Here is a 13,759-nt window from a genome sequence, read left to right as displayed (position 1 = left end):
AGCCGATGGCCTTCAGCAGTACGCCCACTGAACACTTCGACGTGATCGTCGTGGGGGGCGGCCATGCAGGCTGCGAGGCGGCAGTCACGGCGGCGCGGCTGGGCTGCTCCACCGCTCTCTTTTCACTCAACCTCGATCGCATCGCCTGGCAGCCCTGCAACCCGGCGGTGGGTGGTCCGGCCAAGAGCCAGCTGGTGCATGAGGTGGACGCCCTCGGTGGCGTGATCGGCCGCCTGGCCGATGCCACCGCCCTGCAGAAGCGCATCCTCAATGCCAGCCGCGGCCCGGCCGTGTGGGCCCTGCGCGCCCAAACCGACAAGCGCCAATACGCCCGCCAGATGCTGCAGCTGTTGCAGCACACCCCCAACCTGGCGCTGCGCGAGGCGATGGTGACGGGCCTGGAGGTGGAAGGCACACCCGGCGAGGACGCCCGCATCGCCGGGGTGCGCACCTACTTCGGCAGCACCTACAGCGCCGGCGCCGTAATCCTCACCGCCGGCACCTTTCTGGGCGGCCAGATCTGGGTGGGCAACCAATCGATGAGTGCCGGCCGCGCCGGAGAGCAAGCCGCCGAAGGCCTCACCGAAGCGCTGGAGGCCCTGGGCTTCCAGATGGGCCGCCTCAAAACGGGCACCCCGGCACGGGTGGACCGGCGCAGCATCGCCCTCGATCAACTGGAGGAGCAGCCCAGCGACGCCCACGGGCGCTACTTCTCCTTTGATCCGGCCAGCTGGGTGAGCGGTGAGCCGATGAGCTGCCACATCACCCGCACCACGGCGGCGACGCATCAGCTGATCCGCGACAACCTCCACCTCACGCCGATCTACGGCGGCTTCATCGACAGCAAGGGGCCTCGCTATTGCCCCTCGATCGAAGACAAGATTGTGCGCTTCGCCGATAAAGACAGCCACCAGATCTTCCTGGAACCGGAAGGGCGCGACACGCCGGAGATCTACGTGCAGGGCTTCTCCACCGGCCTGCCCGAGCGGCTGCAACTGGAGCTGCTGCGCACCCTGCCTGGCCTGGAGCAGTGCGTGATGCTGCGGCCCGCCTATGCGGTGGACTACGACTACCTGCCCGCCACCCAACTCAAGCCATCGCTGGAAACCAAGCGGGTGCAGGGGGTCTATTCCGCGGGCCAGCTCAACGGCACCACCGGCTATGAGGAGGCCGCCGCCCAGGGTCTGGTGGCGGGCCTCAACGCTGTGCGCCAGCTGCGCCACCAGGAGCCGGTGCACTTCCCGCGGGAAGGCAGCTACATCGGCACGATGATCGACGATCTGATCACCAAGGACCTGCGCGAGCCCTACCGGGTGCTCACCAGCCGCAGCGAATACCGCCTGGTGCTGCGGGGCGACAACGCCGATCGGCGCCTTACGCCCCTGGGCCGCGAGCTCGGCCTGATCGACGATCGGCGCTGGGAGATCTACACCCGCAAGCAGGAGGCGATCGCAGCTGAACAGCAACGGCTCAACACTGTGCGCCTCAAGGTGAGCGATCCAGCCGCCGAAGCCGTGGTGGCGCAAACCGGAGCCGCGATCAAGGGCTCGATCACCCTGGCCGACCTGCTGCGCCGTCCTGGCTTCCACAGCGCCGATCTGGTGCGCCATGGCCTGGCCGATGCCGACCTGCCCCTCGACGTGCGCGAGGGCGCCGAGATCGACATCAAATACAGCGGCTACCTGGCCCGCCAGCAACAGCAGATCGATCAGGTGAAAAAGCAGGAGCACAAAGCCATTCCCGCGGGCATCGACTACGCCTCCATTGGCACCCTGTCGCGCGAAGCCCGCGAGAAGCTGGCGGCCGTGCAGCCCATGAATCTCGGGCAAGCCTCGCGGGTGCCAGGGGTGAGCCCCGCGGATGTCACCGCACTGATGCTCTGGCTGGAACTGGAGGGGCGGCGCCAGAAGCTCGTCAACAGCGCTCAGGATCGATAAGGTGCGGCTCAACACCAGGCGCGCCACCCCGCCCTGGCACGGCGATTCCGTACAGGCCGTACAGATTTCATCGAAGGCCTTGAGCGCGTCCCGTCCCACCAGCACCTCACGGGCCTATTGGGAGCTCAAGGCGGAGCAGGTGATGGATCGGGTGTTCGAGAACGCCGGCCGCCCGAACCCGGCTCAGCTCCACCACGCGCCCATACCAACCAGCCGCCAACCAACGCCACCACCCGATCCAGAACCGATTGAGGTGGAGGTGCGCGAGACGCGCTGGCGCTGGCCATGGCGCCGACCTCAGGCCTGGCAGTTAGCAGCCACCACCTTGGCGGGCCTCGGCCTTCTAGGGGGCCTGGGCCTTTGGCATGGCTGGAGCGAAGCCCGCAACGACCTACGCCAAGAACGCAACCTGCGCCTGTTGGAAGGGATCCGAAGCCTCGAGAACGCGCCGGCGGCCACCGAGGCCGCAGCACCTGGTCCTAGTAGCGATGCCCTGCCGCCCCCGCCACCCAGCGAGCCCTGGATCGAAGAGCTCGCACAACTGGAGAGCAGCGCTCCGGCTGGCGCCCCACCACTCCAGGTGCCCCTCAACGGCACCCTCCAGGCACCAGCACCTCCAGCCAGCGCCAGCGCACCTTCAACAGCAAGCGCTGGCTCGGGAACACCCGAACTGCTGGGCGTGGTGCAGATTCCGGGCAAACCAGGCTCCGCCATCTTCCAGCTGGGCGGCAGTTCCACCAATGCGCTGGTGGGCGAAATGATCGGCAGCAGCGGCTGGAAGCTGGTGTCCACCAGCGGCGACAGCGCCGTGATCGAACGCGGTGGAGCCTCTCGCCGCGTCAGCATCAGCAGTGGTTTCTAGGGGGCCTACCGGCCCTCAGCGCTGCGCCGATGCCCCCCACTGAGCTCTGGCCCTCCCCCCTGCCGCTTTGGCAGGCAGCCCCGGAGGCCGTAGCAGCCGGGCTCGGCGGCGAGCTCAGCGGCCCCTGGCGCCTCCTGCTCCTGGGCGATGGCAGCCCCACCCGCCATCTGCAATCGCTCACGGGCATTGCCGTGGACGTGGAGGTAATCGCCATGGAAGCCGACAACGGCCAGCCGCAGGAGGCGCCAACTGAAGTAGCCGAGCTGGATCAACCCTTGCTGCGCCGCCAGGTGTGGCTGCGCTGCGGCAGCCAGACCCTGGCCTGGGCAGAGAGCTGGTGGAACCAAAGCGAAGCCGAACGGCACCTGCAGGAACGCAACCAGCCGATCTGGCGCAGCCTCACCGCCAAACGCGCCGAGCTGTACCGCGAAGTGGATGGCCTCGCCTTGGTGGCGGCCCCTCGATTGGAGGAGGGATTCGGTCATCCGGGCCCCTACTGGAGCCGCCACTACCGGTTTTTCCGCGGCGGCCGTGAACTCACCGTGATCCGCGAGGTGTTCTCACCGGCATTGGAGCGCTGGCTGGGGCCCGCCCAACACACAGCTTCATAACGTTTTCATACAAACGCTACGAGTAGCTACAGAACAAGCTTGACACCTTGCAGGGGCATGTGCTGAGGCCAGCATGAATGCACTCTCCAAGGGCCAATGCTTCATCTCCTCCGCGGCGGCCAAGCGCCGCCTCCAGCGGCCACAGCCGAACCCGAGTGGCTCTCCCTCACCGACCTGGGGCGCATTTATGGAATCTCCGCTGTGCACTGCGGCCGTCTGCTCAGCGAGGCCGGCCTGCGCGATGCCAGCGGACAGCCCAGCCGCCATGCCCTGCGCAGTGGTTGCGCGATCCGGGGCCATCAGCCCCATGCCCATGGCCCCACCCAGTGGCATCGCAGCCATTGCCAGGCTGTGTTTCAACGGGCCGGCCTCGAACCGATCCAGCGCACCACCCTGGTGCAGCAGTGGGCCCAGCTCCTCAGCGCCCTCACGGAAGGGTCTCCATCGATCAGCACCAGTGCGGCCCAGATGGCGGAAGACCTCCCCGGCGAACTCGTCGACCCGGTGAACGCTGAACTCCGCCAGATCGGCTGCAGCTTTCAAGTGGCCGAGCGCGGCACAGCGCGCCACAACCGTCAGTCGAAGCGGCGACGCGATGAGCGCGGCACAGCGCGTCCGCTCTGAACCGGCGGGGGCGGCTCAGGCGCCGCAGCATCAGCACCTGCGCTGCCGCGTTGCCATCGGCTCACGCTGAAGCTCTCCTCATCCGGCCAGGCATCGCCATCTGGAGCCGATTGGCGCGCAGGGCGGCGACGCGAGATCGCCTGCAGAGGTTCACGCCGTGGCGATCGCCTCGCTGGCGGCGAAGCCTCCGATCCCTCCCAGGATTCGCGCCAGCCCTCCTCGTCTTCCAGGAGCCAATCGAGCTTGTCTTCCACCCAGCGGCCGAGGTGATCGAGCTTCAGGCCAGTGGCGCGGCCGCCTGGCCGTGAGCCGGGACGGGCCCCCGATACCCCATCCACCAACTGCCGGCCGGCCGACACCCACTGATCGAGGCGCTGCTCCAGGCGCGGCTCCCCACGGCGCAGACCACGCCGCTCGCCGCGGTCGTCGGGGCGTTCGTCACGCCAGTTGTCGTAGGCATCCACCATCCGATCAGGCTAGATGCGCTGCGCAGAGCTTCAGCGCTGCAACCGTCTGGCCCGCAACCAGCGTTCCCGGGCCAGACCCACCAAGGCGATGGTCAGCCCGCTCCATTGCAGTGCCCACAACGCCGTGCCCATGGCCGGCAACCTAGGCGGCCGCCGGCGTGAACACCAGCTGACAGCTGGCATGCCAGCGGCCGCCGTGGAGCCGCTCGCAACACAAGCGGCAGGCCACTCCAGGTCGGCGGCGGCGATAGGGGGATTCCAGACCGCAGCTGGGGCAGGAGGCGATCCAGCGCGCCGGTTCACTGGGCACAGGGAAGCGGTGGCGCACGCTCACTTCAAACGCCCGCTGGGCTGCATTGATCGCCGCCATCCGGCTCCGGAAGTGGGGCCCATGCACCTCATCGGCCTGCACCACCCGATGCACCCAGGCGTGGATCATTTCGTGGCAGAGGGTGCTGAGGGTGGCCTCCTGGGGCAGGGGCTCCAGCAGCGGCCGCGAGAGCACGATCTCGCTGATCGAGCGGCCCTGACGGTCGCGGCCAAAGCGGTAGAGGCCAGCGCTGCGGCGCATCCGCCCATCACTCCAGCGCACAGCCACCAGAGCCTGTCCATCGGCATCAGCCAGCTCACCGCTGAAGTGTTCGCGGTTAAGGCGATGAAACAGCGGCAGCAGCGGGACGAGGGGCACGCTCAGGGCTGACTGCAACGGGGGCAGTTTGGCTGAGATCTCCGGCCCGGTGCTGGAACCCGCACTGCGCCGGGGTGAAGCTGCTCCTGCAGAATCACCCCCACTCCTCTCCGCGCGCCCATGGACGGACAACTGGTGCAGTCGATCGGCACCAAGGCCCTGCTGGCCGGCGCCGGCACGCTGCTCCTCTACTGGACGATCAACGCCGTGAAGCTGGTGTTGAACGCGCGCGGGATCAACCCGGTGATCAAGCAGTTCTTCACCCAGGTAGCCTCCGGTCGGGTGGATGCGGCCTATCTGCTCACCACCAAGAACTACCGCTCCCACGTGAACCGGCAGCAGTTCATCCGCTTCCTGGCCGGGCTGCAGCTGAACAAATACCGCAACCTCAAGTCGGGCCGGCCGCGCATCCAGGAAGACCAGATCACCCTCACGGTGAAGCTCAAGGCTGAGAACAACGACGAGCTGCCCCTCGATTTCACCTTTGTGAAGGTGGAGGAGGACTGGAAGGTGGACCGAATCCAGAAAGCCGCCGCCTGAAGCCCGCCCGCCCGTGAGCACCGCCGCCTCCGCCGCCAGCCGCGCCTCGGAACTGCGGCGGCTGCTCAATCACGCCGCCCACGCCTACTACGTGCTGGATGCTCCCGAGATGGAGGATCCGGTCTACGACCGGCTCTATCGGGAGCTGCTCGATCTGGAGCAGGCCCATCCCGAGCTGATCACGCCCGACAGTCCCACCCAGCGCGTAGGTGGTGCGCCGGCTCAGGGCTTCCAGAGTGTGCGCCATCGCATCGGCCTGCTCAGCCTCGACAACGCCTTCAATACAGAAGAACTCGAGGCCTGGTACACGCGGCTGCTCAAGGTGCTCGACCGCGAAGCCGCTACGGCACTGCCGATGGTGGGCGAGCTGAAAATCGATGGCAACGCCCTCGCCCTCAGCTACAAGCACGGGGTGCTGGTGCGGGCCGCCACCCGCGGCGATGGCGAACAGGGCGAAGAGATCACGGCCAATGTGCGCACGATCGGCTCGGTGCCGCTGCGCCTGCAACTGGAGCACCCACCCGCCTGGCTGGAGGTGCGCGGTGAGGCCTTCATTCCCGATGGGGTGTTCGCCGCCATCAACGCCGACCGCGAGGCCCGCGGTGAGGCCCTGTTCGCCAATCCCCGCAACGCCTGCGCCGGCACCCTGCGCCAGCTCGACCCGAAGGTGGTGGCGGCCCGCCGGCTCGATTTCTTCGCCTACACGCTGCATCTGCCGGACGACTGGCAGGCCGCCGCCGGCGATCCAGCTCGCCCCACCAGCCAGTGGGACAGCCTGCAATGGCTGGCACACGCCGGCTTCAAGGTGAACCCCAACGCCGCACTGCTGCCGGATCTGGCCGGCGTGGAAGCCTTCTTCGCGCAGTGGGACACGGAGCGCCGCGCTCTCGACTACGCCACCGACGGCGTGGTGGTGAAGCTCAACGACCTGCGCCTGCAGGATGCCGCCGGCTTCACCCAGAAAGCCCCGCGCTGGGCGATCGCGCTCAAATACCCCGCCGAAGAAGCCCCCAGCAAGCTGCTGCGGCTGGCCTGCCAGGTGGGCCGCACGGGCGTGATCACGCCCGTAGCCGAATTCGAACCCGTACCGCTCGCAGGAACCAGCGTCAGCCGCGCCACCCTGCACAACGCCGACCGGCTCGTGGAGCTCGACTTGCACGCCGGCGACACGATCGTGGTGCGCAAAGCCGGCGAGATCATCCCGGAAGTGGTGCGGGTGCTGGCGGAGCTGCGGCCCGCCGGCGCCCAGCGCCTGGAGCTGCCCCACACCTGCCCGGAGTGCGGCTCGGAGCTGGTGCGCGAGGAGGGGGAAGCGGCCACCCGCTGCGTGAACAGCAGCTGCCCGGCAATCCTGCGGGGCGCCCTGCGCCACTGGGTGAGCAAGGGCGCTCTGGATGTGGATGGGCTCGGCAGCAAGTTGATCGAGCAGCTGGTGGACCGGGGCCTGGTGGGCTCGATCGCCGATCTCTACCGGCTGGATGGGGCGCTGCTGGCGAGCCTGGAGCGGATGGGAAGCAAAAGCGCCGACAACCTCGTGGCGGCGCTGGAAGCCTCCAAAGCCCAGCCCTGGCACCGGCAGCTGTATGGCCTGGGGATCCACCATGTGGGCGAAGTGAACGCCAAGGCCCTGGCATCCGCCTTCCCCAGCGCTGCCGAGTTAGCCACTGCCGCCATCGACACGCCCGAGCTGATCACTGCCGTGTATGGCATCGGCGGCGAGATCGCCCAGAGCCTGCAGCAGTGGTTCGCCACAGCGGCCAATCAGGAGCTGCTGGGGCAGCTGGCGCGCCTGGGCTTCAGCCTCGCGGCGAGCGCCGCAGAACTGGAAGCCGCCACGCGCGCCTCGGAGGCCACCGCAACCCTGGCCGGGCAAACGTTTGTGCTCACGGGCACGCTGCCCAATCTGAGCCGTAGCCAGGCCAAGGCTGTGATCGAGGCCGCCGGCGGCAAGGTCAGCGGCTCGGTGAGCAAGAAAACCAGCTACGTGGTGGCCGGCGAGGAAGCCGGCAGCAAACTCAGCAAGGCCGAAAGCCTGGGGGTGCCGGTGCTGGATGAGGCGGGGCTACAGGCGCTGCTGGCTGAGGCCTGAACCCAGCCAGCCCAGTCTCAGCGATAGCCCGGTCGATTCACGGGCCCGCCAGCATTCGGTCCCACACCCGGACCCGCCGCAGGCCGCACTCCTGCACCCGGCGCCCCGTAGCCCACACCAGGGCTGGGATTCACCACAGGGCCGCCAGGCGTGGCCACCGGACGGGCGTAGACGCGCACCGGAGCTGCCTCCACCTCCACGCAACCGGGCGGATAGCCGGGTCCGGTGCAGACCACGGCGGCGTGCAGTGGGCCTGCTGCCAACACGCTGAAGCCGGCCACAGCACCGGCTAACAACCCATGCCTGTTCATCGCGGCCTCAAACGGCGTTGCCACCATCCTGGCCGCTGCAGCGCCAACGCACCATCCATAACCTGGTCGGCATGCAGCAACCCGCCATCCACCGCTGGATCAAAACCGAATGCGGCCGGGCGAAATATGCCGAGCTGGCCGCCCGCCCCGGTGTGGCGGCCAGGCTGCGCCTGGGCTGGTTCGTGCTGATCGCCGCGCTGCGCGACTGGCGACTGCCGGATCAGCCCGGCGGCTCTGCCTCCTGAAGCGCCTTGCGGGCCGCCCGGCCCACCAGCCACACCACCGCCACCGTGGCCAGGATCCCGATGATGCGCAGGGCCCAGGTGGCCGGGTCGGCCTCACCGCTGAGCACTTCCCCGAAGCGGGCCACATCACCGGCCAGCGCTCCCAGCCCGCAGAACAGGATCGTGCCCGGCAGGATGCCGATCAGGCCAATCGTGTAATCGCGCAGGCTCACCTCGCTCAGGCCATAGGCCAGGTTGAGCAGCGAGAAGGGAAGGGCCGGCGAGAGGCGGGTGAGCAACACCAGCTTCAGGCCCTCCCGGCTCACGGCCCGCTCCACCGCCTGCAGCTTGGGCAGTGCCGCCAAACGGTTCTGGGCCCAGCCGCGCAGCCAGGTGCGCCCCAGCAGAAACGCCGCTTCCGCACCGAGGCAAGCCCCCACGAACACGATCAGGCTGCCCCACCAGGTGCCATAGAGAGCACCGGCCAGCATCGAGGCCCACACCCCCGGCAACAGCAACGTCACCCAGAGGGCATAGAGGGGAACAAAGGCGATGGCGCCGGCCGGCGACTGGAGCGCCGGCAGCAGCGTGGACACGCCCTGGGCCAGTGCATCTGCCTGGATGGTCATGGCGTGCCGGCGAACAAGGCTCCTACCGTGCCAGCCGTTCCGACCCCGCACGCTGCGATGCCAAACGGGGAAAGCCGCTGCGCACGGTGACCACCGCCCAGGACAGCCCGAAAGCGAGGGAGAGCGGGTGGCGCACCACGGTGATGGCCAGTCTCAGCAGCAGCTTTGTGAACAACACGCTCTGGCCGGATTCCTGGAACTCCAGGACACTCTGACGAGCTACTTCGCCCCCTCACCGACCGGGTGATCGAGCAGGCCCTGGAGGTGAAGGCCGGCGAAGCGGAGGAGCACGGCGACGAGGCCAACACACCAACACCAGCCCCCCGACTGGAGCCTGTTGTGCACCAGAACGCACTGCTGTGACGGCTGGGCACCGGCGCTGACAACAGCGAAAACTCTGCCCACCATGCAGACAGACGCCCGCGTTTCAGCTATGGCCGAAACCGCTGATCTGCCGCTAAGTGCAACGGGAGCGGATCAGACCGCCACCGCCAGCCCCCTGAGCAGCTGGAGCGAGCCGTGGACGGTGGAGCTGAAACAACTGGAGCAGCGTCAGGCCAGCTTTCCCACCCTGCAGTCGTTCAGTGCCGGCCAGACCAGCTCCGGCGAATGGGTACTGATCGGCGGACGCACCAATGGTCTGCACAACTTCACGCCCGACGGAAAGGCCAACTTCCCGCCCTCCCATCAGAACGAACGCATCTGGGTGTACGACCCAGTGAAGGAGCGCAGCTGGTCGCGGCCGCTGGCGAAATCCGGCCTGGGCTCCGGCAAGCAGCTGTCGCTGGCCACCACCAACGCCCAGCAGTTCCAACGCGAGGACGTGCTGTTCCGGGTGGGCGGCTACGTGTACGACGGGGCGACCCAGAGCTTTTCCACCCGCAACCGTCTCTCCGCCATTCAGCTGGATGATCTGGCCGCCTGGGCGAAGAAGCAAACCCTGCGCCTACCGAAACACAGCGTTCTCTCAGTGGCGGGCGAGGCGCTACAGGTGAACGGGCAGAACACCCACCTCTTCGCCGTGACCGGCGGCGAGATGCTGCAAGGCGAGAACGAGAATCAGGCTCAGCTGATCTTCGGGCAGGACTTCTCCGGCGGGTACACCCCAGGCAGCAATGGGCTGTACACCGCCCAGGTCCGCAATTTCGACATTCGCTACAAGCCGAATCAGGGCAAACTCAGCTACCGGCTCAACAGTGTGTCCCGCCCGGACGACTCCCGCTACCGGCGGCGGGATCTCAACATCGTGAACCAGCTGAAGCAACAAGCCGATGGCGAGCTGAGCCGCCATGGCGAAGCCCTTGGCGGCGTGTTCTATGGCGGCGCCGGCGTGTGGACCGTTCCGGTGCAGATCGATCTACTCACCGGCCAACCCACCATGGCCAATGCCGATGATCCCGCCACCTTCCGGCAAGGCATCAATCAATACACCGCCGCCAATCTGGGGCTGTATTCCCGCGGCGACGACAGCCAAACAAGCCTGATCTTCGGTGGCATCTCCGCGATCACGCTCGATCCCGAAGGCCAGCCCTACTACGTGAACCGGGAGAACAACCCCGATCTGGCGCCGTCGTACCCGTTCACCTCCCAGATCGCTGCGATCAAACGCAACGCCGACAACAGCTGGACGCAATCCCTGGCCGGCAGCTTCCCCAGCCTCGAGAACGCCGCAGGAGAGCCCCTCACCTATGGCGCCTCCTCCGCCTTCATCCCCCTGGCCCCGGGCCAGGACCGGCGCGTTCGCTACCTCGCCGACGGCGTGGTGGATCTGGATCGCCTACAGCGCCGCACCAGGGCTGGCGAATCGGTGTTGGTGGGCTACGTGGTGGGTGGCATCGAATCGCAGGTGGCTAACGACTTCAACGACCTCACCACCTACGGCAGCTCCAACTACACCGTGGCCTCGGGCGAGATCTTCAAGGTGATGATCACGCCCAACTGAACCGGCTAAGCAGCGGCTCAGCCTAGATCCGCGAGCCGCTTGCGGGCCAGCTCGGCCTGGGCTTCCGCTTCTGCCAGGTTGGCTTTGCACTCCGCCACCACCTCCGGCGGCGCTTTGTCCGCGAAGTTGGGATTGGCGAGACGGCCGGCCAGGCCCTTGATCTCCTTCTCGGCCTTGGCGATGTCTTTCTCGAGGCGGGCGCGCAAGGCCTCGAGATCCACCAAGCCCTCGATCGGCAACACCACCTGCAGCTCACCGCTCACACCGGCCAGGGCCTTGGTGGCGGGGTTGGCGTCCGCCGCGGCCGGATCCAACACCTCCACCCGCTCGGCGCGGGTGAGGGCGGTGATGTCAGCGGTGGCAGCCGTGAGCACCGCTGCCAGCTCGGGGCGACCCGAAACAAAGCGCACCGGCACGCTCTGGCTCGGCTTGAGCCCGGCCACCGCCCGCAGGTTGCGCACCACGCGGATCGCCTCGATCAACTCGGCAAAGGAGGCTTCCAGGTTGTCGTCCAGAGCCGCAGCATCCAGCTCCGGCCAGGGCTGAAGGGCGAGGAACGTGGTGTCCGGCTCGCCGGTGAGGCCATGCCAGAGCTCTTCGCTCAAGTGCGGCATCAGCGGATGAAGCATCACGAGCAGGGCATTGAGCACCTTGGCGAGCACCTGCCGCGCGGTGCGCTGATCGGCGAGCGCCACCTCAAGGGCAGGCCCCTCCAGCTCAGCCGGCACCTGCAGGCGCCGCTTGATCAGCTCCACATACCAGTCGCACACCTCGTTCCAGGCGAACTCGTAGAGACCCTTGGACGCTTCACCCAGGCCGTAGCTGCCGTAGCGCTCGGCCGTTTCGCGGTTCACCCGCGCCAGGCGCGAGAGGATCCAGCGATCCGCCAGCTGCAGCGCCGCGGGATCCGGGTCACCCAGCGAGGCGGGCGTCTCGCCGTCCAGGTTCATCAGCGCGAACCGGGTGGCGTTCCAGAGCTTGTTGGCGAAGTTGCGCGAGGCCTCCACCGTGGCGGAGGTGTCGGATTTGCGGTCGTAGTCGAGGCGAATGTCTTGACCCGCACCAGCCACCTCACGCACCAGAGCGAAACGCAGGGCATCGGCGCCGTAGCGATCGATCAGCAGCAGCGGGTCGATGCCATTGCCCGCCGATTTGCTCATCTTGCGGTTGTTTTCATCCCGCACCAGGCCGTGGATGTACACGTCCTGGAAGGGCATTTGGCCGGTGAAGGCGCCGGCCATCATCGTCATCCGGGCCACCCAGAAAAAGATGATGTCGAAGCCCGTCACCAGCACGCTGGTGGGATACCAACGGGCCAGATCGGCGGCATCCGCATCGGGCCAGCCCAGGGTGGAGAAGGGCCAGAGGCCACTGGAGAACCAGGTGTCGAGGGCGTCAGGATCTTGCTCGAGCACCAGGGGATGGGCGTGGGTGCCGCCACCGAACTGGGCTTCGGCCTTGGCGCGGGCTTCCGCTTCATCGCGGGCCACCACATAAGGAGTGGTGTCGGTGATCTCGTCACCGGTTTCGCTCACCACAAACCAGGCGGGGATGCGATGGCCCCACCAGAGCTGGCGGGAGATGCACCAGTCGCGGATGTCGGTGAGCCAGTCGCGATACACCTTGCTCCAGCGCTCCGGCACGAAGCGGGGATCAGCGTTCTCGAGGGCCTCGCGGCAACGAGCAGCCAGGGGTTCCGTTTTCACAAACCACTGGGTGGAGAGCAGCGGCTCCACCGGCACTTTGCCGCGATCGGAGAAGGGCACGCTGTGGCGATAGTCCTCCACCTTCACTAGGAAGCAGCCTTCCTCCATGGCGGCCACCACGGCCTTGCGCGCCTCGAAGCGATCCAGGCCCTGGAAGCGACCGGCGGCTTCATTCATCGAGCCGTCTTTCGCCATCACCGTGATCAGCGGCAGGTTGTGGCGCTGGCCGATGGCGAAATCATTGGGGTCGTGGGCGGGGGTCACCTTCACGCAGCCGGTGCCGAACTCCGCATCCACGTGGTCGTCGGCCACGATCGGGATCTCGCGGCCCACCAGCGGCAGGGTGAGGGTTTGTCCCACCAGATCGGCATAGCGCGGATCCTTGGGGTTCACCGCCACGGCCGTGTCGCCCAGCAGCGTTTCCGGGCGTGTGGTGGCCACCTCCAGGTGGGTGCGACCATCGGCCGCCGCACCAGCCGTGAGCGGATAGCGGAAGTGCCAGAGGTGGCCATCCACCTCCTTCATCTCCACCTCCAGATCGCTCACCGCCGAGCCCGAGGCGGGGCACCAATTCACCAGGTATTCACCCCGGTAGATCAGCCCCTGCTCATGCAGGCGGTTGAACGCTTCAATCACCGCCGTGCTGCAGCCGGCATCGAGGGTGAAGCGCTCGCGCTGCCAGTCCACCGAATAGCCAAGCCGGCGCAGCTGGCCCACGATCGTGCCGCCGCTCTGGGCCTTCCACTCCCAGGCCTTCTCCAAAAAGGCCTCACGGCCGAGATCCTCCTTGCGCTTGCCCTCAGCCTTGAGCTGCTTCTCGAGGATCGTTTGCACCGCGATCGAAGCGTGGTCGGTGCCGGGCAGACACAACACGTTCTTGCCCTGCAGGCGCTGGAAGCGCACGATCGTGTCGATCAGGGCTGTGTTGAAGGCATGGCCCATGTGCAGGCTGCCGGTCACATTCGGCGGCGGGATCACCACAGAAAACGGCTCGCCGGGAGCACTGGGATCGGGGTGGAAGGCGCCGCTGGTTTCCCAGGCCTGCTGCCAGCGCGCTTCGGTGCCCACCGGGTCGTAGGTCTTGGGCAAAGCGTCGGTCACGGGCGCAGGAACAGCCAATCGCGCCATG

The 13,759-nt window shown here is 67.4% G+C and carries 13 protein-coding genes; 8 read left to right on the top strand and 5 right to left on the bottom strand.

All coding sequences use genetic code 11. From position 1 onward, the window contains the following. Positions 1–5: 5 nt before the first annotated feature. From mnmG to KUL97_RS11745, 4 genes are all read left to right on the top strand, one after another. Positions 6–1,937: a tRNA uridine-5-carboxymethylaminomethyl(34) synthesis enzyme MnmG gene (mnmG, locus tag KUL97_RS11760; RefSeq protein ID WP_217797144.1), complete on the top strand. Its 1,932-nt coding sequence runs from the start codon at positions 6–8 to the stop codon at positions 1,935–1,937. Positions 1,938–2,016: 79 nt separating this feature from the next. Beyond that, a complete protein-coding gene (locus KUL97_RS11755; RefSeq protein ID WP_217797143.1) occupies positions 2,017–2,799 on the top strand; it encodes a hypothetical protein in 783 nt (260 codons plus the stop codon). A 29-nt stretch (positions 2,800–2,828) separates the two neighbouring features. Beyond that, the gene (locus tag KUL97_RS11750; RefSeq protein WP_217797142.1) at positions 2,829–3,410 is read left to right on the top strand and encodes a chorismate lyase; all 582 of its coding nucleotides are present in this window, start codon (positions 2,829–2,831) and stop codon (positions 3,408–3,410) included. 96 nt (positions 3,411–3,506) lie between these two features. After that, positions 3,507–4,034: a hypothetical protein gene (locus tag KUL97_RS11745; protein ID WP_217797141.1), complete on the top strand. Its 528-nt coding sequence runs from the start codon at positions 3,507–3,509 to the stop codon at positions 4,032–4,034. On the opposite strand, the gene KUL97_RS11740 is transcribed toward KUL97_RS11745, so the two are convergent. Further along, positions 3,986–4,501 carry a hypothetical protein gene (locus KUL97_RS11740; RefSeq protein ID WP_217797140.1) on the bottom strand — a complete coding sequence of 172 codons (516 nt, stop codon included), beginning with the start codon at positions 4,499–4,501 and terminating at the stop codon, positions 3,986–3,988. The genes KUL97_RS11745 and KUL97_RS11740 overlap by 49 nt on opposite strands. 142 nt (positions 4,502–4,643) lie before the next feature. Further along, complete coding sequence (locus tag KUL97_RS11735) at positions 4,644–5,189, bottom strand: SprT family zinc-dependent metalloprotease (RefSeq protein WP_217797139.1); 546 nt, start codon at positions 5,187–5,189, stop codon at positions 4,644–4,646. A gap of 120 nt (positions 5,190–5,309) precedes the next feature. On the opposite strand from KUL97_RS11735, the gene KUL97_RS11730 reads away from it, so the two are divergent. Together KUL97_RS11730 and ligA are read left to right on the top strand one after the other, a co-directional pair. Then, positions 5,310–5,729: a membrane protein gene (locus tag KUL97_RS11730; protein ID WP_010305659.1), complete on the top strand. Its 420-nt coding sequence runs from the start codon at positions 5,310–5,312 to the stop codon at positions 5,727–5,729. 13 nt (positions 5,730–5,742) lie between these two features. Beyond that, the gene (ligA, locus tag KUL97_RS11725; RefSeq protein WP_217797138.1) at positions 5,743–7,818 is read left to right on the top strand and encodes an NAD-dependent DNA ligase LigA; all 2,076 of its coding nucleotides are present in this window, start codon (positions 5,743–5,745) and stop codon (positions 7,816–7,818) included. Positions 7,819–7,835: 17 nt separating this feature from the next. Here ligA and KUL97_RS11720 read toward each other — a convergent pair whose 3' ends face one another. Then, the gene (locus KUL97_RS11720) at positions 7,836–8,156 is read right to left on the bottom strand and encodes a hypothetical protein (RefSeq protein WP_217797137.1); all 321 of its coding nucleotides are present in this window, start codon (positions 8,154–8,156) and stop codon (positions 7,836–7,838) included. 44 nt (positions 8,157–8,200) lie between these two features. Here KUL97_RS11720 and KUL97_RS11715 point away from each other — a divergent pair, with 44 nt between their 5' ends. Beyond that, positions 8,201–8,374 (top strand): hypothetical protein, encoded by a 174-nt coding sequence (locus KUL97_RS11715; RefSeq protein WP_217797136.1) that lies wholly within the window; start codon positions 8,201–8,203, stop codon positions 8,372–8,374. Here KUL97_RS11715 and KUL97_RS11710 read toward each other — a convergent pair. Further along, entirely contained in the window at positions 8,350–8,982 is a 633-nt protein-coding gene (locus KUL97_RS11710) for a TVP38/TMEM64 family protein (protein ID WP_217797135.1), read from the bottom strand. The two genes, KUL97_RS11715 and KUL97_RS11710, sit on opposite strands and share 25 nt — an antisense overlap. Positions 8,983–9,415: 433 nt before the next feature. Here KUL97_RS11710 and KUL97_RS11705 point away from each other — a divergent pair, with 433 nt between their 5' ends. Continuing rightward, positions 9,416–10,924, top strand: a complete 1,509-nt coding sequence (locus KUL97_RS11705; protein WP_217797134.1) for a hypothetical protein — start codon at positions 9,416–9,418, stop codon at positions 10,922–10,924. A 17-nt stretch (positions 10,925–10,941) separates the two neighbouring features. On the opposite strand, the gene KUL97_RS11700 is transcribed toward KUL97_RS11705, so the two are convergent. After that, entirely contained in the window at positions 10,942–13,758 is a 2,817-nt protein-coding gene (locus tag KUL97_RS11700; protein WP_217797133.1) for a valine--tRNA ligase, read from the bottom strand. Position 13,759: the final 1 nt, after the last annotated feature.

This window comes from Synechococcus sp. HK05 (assembly GCF_019104765.1).
Taxonomy (GTDB): domain Bacteria; phylum Cyanobacteriota; class Cyanobacteriia; order PCC-6307; family Cyanobiaceae; genus Vulcanococcus.
Note: the sequence above shows the minus strand (reverse complement) of the source record. Positions and strands in the feature narration are given on the sequence as shown.